The organism is Peterkaempfera griseoplana (assembly GCF_001418575.1).
In the GTDB taxonomy this organism is placed as follows: Bacteria; Actinomycetota; Actinomycetes; order Streptomycetales; family Streptomycetaceae; genus Peterkaempfera; species Peterkaempfera griseoplana.
Map to the genome: position 1 here is coordinate 1 of NZ_LIQR01000688.1, position 3030 is coordinate 3030.

General features: G+C 76.3%; 1 protein-coding gene. It reads right to left on the reverse strand.

What is annotated here, in order from left to right; all coding sequences use genetic code 11:
* A partial coding sequence (dnaE, locus tag AOK09_RS35445; protein ID WP_055591299.1) for a DNA polymerase III subunit alpha occupies positions 1-3030 on the reverse strand: 3030 nt, incomplete at both ends.

Genomic DNA, 3030 nt, shown 5'->3' on the forward strand with positions numbered 1-3030 from the left:
AGGCCGGCGGGGCGCTCCCGGCCCCGCCCCGGTCGCCGGCGGGGGCGGGGGGCCGTGCGGCCGGCTCCCGGTGGGGGTGCCGGTCCGCTCCCGGGACCTGCTGCGCCTGGGGTGCGCCGCCGAGGAGGCCGTCCGGCGAGGGGGTGCCGCGGGTCTCCCAGCCCTGGGGGGCGCCCTCGAGGGCGAGTTGGCCCGGGCCCGGGGCGCGGCGCCCGGGGCGGACGCGCGGGCGGTCGGGTTCCATGGCGTCGAGCAGCAGGTCGCGGCGGACCAGTCCCTCACTGCCGGGCGTGTCGGCGGCTCCTATGCCGTGCAGGGAGTCCAGGGCGCCGATCCGGACCAGGCCCTCCAGGACCGGCTGGGAGGGCCGGGCCCGGTGGCGGAAGTCGGCGAGCGAGGTGTAGGGGGCGCCGGTCCGGGCCCCGGTGATGCGGGCGGTCTCGGCGTCGCTGATGCCCTTGACGTCGGCCAGTCCGATGCGGATGCCCAGCACGCCCTCCCCGGTGCGCTCGACCCGGTGGTCGGCGTGGGAGGCGTTGACGTCGGGGCCGAGGACGGGGATGCCGAACTGCCGGGCGTCGTCCAGGATCAGCCGCTTGGGGTACATCCCCGGGTCATGGGTGAGGACACCGGCCAGGAAGGCGGCCGGGTGGTGGGTCTTGAGCCAGGCGGACTGGTAGGTGGGCAGCGCGAAGGCGGCGGCGTGGGCCTTGCAGAAGCCGAAGGAGGCGAACGCCCGCAGCACCTCCCAGGTCCGTTCCACCACGGCGCGCGGATAGCCGCGGCGGTCGGCCGCGGTGGTGAACCAGTCGCCGACGGCGGTCTGCCCGCCGGGGCTGCCCAGGGCCCTGCGGGCCTCGTCGGCGCGGGCGGCGGAGCAGCCGGTGAGCACCGCGATGGTCCTGATGACCTGCTCGTGGAAGACCACCACGCCCTCGGTCTCGGCGAGCACCGGCTCCAGGTCGGGGTGCGGGTACTCGGCCCTGGTCCAGCCCTGGCGGGCGTTGAGGAAGGGGGTGATCATGTCGCTCTTGACCGGGCCGGGGCGGAAGAGCGAGATGTCGATGATCAGGTCCTCGAAGGTCTCCGGGCCGAACTTGCCGATCAGTTCGCGCTGTCCCGGGGACTCGATCTGGAAGCAGCCCAGGGTGCGGGTGGAACGGATCAGCTCGAAGGTGGCGGGGTCGTCGTGGGGGACGGCGTCCAGGTCGACCTCGGTCTGCTCGGTGCGGGCGATCTCGGTGAGCGCGTACGCCATGGCGGACTGCATCCGCACGCCGAGGACGTCCAGCTTGAGCAGGCCGATCTCCTCCACGTCGTCCTTGTCAAACTGGCTCATCGGGAAGCCCTGAGCGCTGATCTCGGCCGGGGTGAGGTCGCGCAGCCGCTGGTCGGAGAGGAGGATCCCGCTGGGGTGCAGGGCGATGTGGCGGGGCAGCCCGTCCAGCTTCTCCACCAGGTCGAAGAGGACCGCGAAGACGCCCTCGTCCAGCCGGGAGGAGCGCAGCTCCGGCAGGTCCCGCAGGGCTGCGCGGACATCCCGGGCGCGGATGTGCGGAAAGGCCTTGGCGGCGGCGTCGATCTCCTCCGGCGGCAGGCCCAGGGCCGCGCCGACGTCGCGGACGGCGTGCCGGGCGCGGTAGGTCTCCTGCATGGAGACGCAGAGGGTGCGCTCGGCCCCGAAGCGCTCCAGCAGCCGCTGGTAGACCTCGGTGCGGCGGGCGGACTCCACATCCAGGTCGATGTCGGGCAGTGCGGTGCGGCGCTCGGAGAGGAACCGCTCCATCAGCAGGCCGTACCGCATGGGGTCGACACCGGAGACCCCCAGCAGATGGTTGACCAGGCTGCCCGCGCCGGAGCCGCGGGCGGCGCAGCGGATGCCCATGCCGCGGACCATGCCGACGACCTCGGCGACGGTGAGGAAGTACGCCTCGTAGCCCAGGCGGCGGATCAGGGCGAGTTCGTCGTCGAGGCGGGCGCGGGCGGCCGGGCCGCCGGCGCCGGAGCCGTAGCGCTGGACCAGCCCGGCCTCGCAGCGGGCGCGCAGTTCGGCGGTGGCCCGCTCCGGGGCTATCCCCAGGACGGCCGGCTCGGGCATCCGCACCGAGCCGAAGCCCAGGTGGGCGTAGGGGTCGAGGGCGAGCCCCGCGGCGAGGTCGGCGGTGGCCGCCAGCAGCCTGCGGGTCCCGGTGGGGCTCTGTCCCGCGGCGCGGACGACCTCCTCGGCGACCAGGGCCATCTCCGCGGCGGACTTCAGGTGCCCTTCGGCGTTGGCCCGGTCGCGGTGGCGGCGGTCCAGCGGGACCAGCCGGCGGGCTGCGTCCAGGACGTCGGCGACGGGGGCGTCCTCGGGGCGGGCGTGGCGGACCGCGTTGGTGAGGACGGCGGGCAGGCCGGCCTCGGCGGCGAGGCCGAGCATCCGGGCTGCGACGGGCAGCGAGTGGGGATGGCCGGGCGGGGCCAGCTGGTGGACCACCTCCACGGCGAGGTCGGCACCGCAGGCCCGCTCGCGCCAGCGGCGCAGCAGTGCCCGGGCCAGGTCGGGGCGGCCGGCGGTGATCGCCCGGCCGACGTCGGAGGACGGGCCGAGGAGGACCAGCAGGTCGCCCTCCAGGGCGCCGGCGGCGTCCAGCTGACGGGTGATCATCTCGGGGGTGACGGCCGGCCTGCGGCGGCCGGCGAGCAGCTCGGCGGCGGGGGCGGACACGGACGCCAGGTCGGCGCCGTGGGCGGCGCTGACCAGCCGGCACAGGGCGCCCCAGCCGGCCCGCCCGCCGCGGGCCAGCACGGTGACCCGGGGCAGCCCGGGGTCCACCGTCCGGCCGCCGCGGGCGGGGGTGGTGGCAGGCGGGGCCTGCGGGCCGTCGGGGCGTACGGCGAGGTCGGCGCCGAGGACGGGGCGGATCCCGGCCCCGGCGCAGGCCCGGGCGAAGCGTACGGCGCCGTAGAGCCCGTCACGGTCGGTGAGGGCCAGCAGTGGCATGCCCAGCTCCGCGGCCCGCTCGACCAGCACCTCCGGCGCGGAGGTGC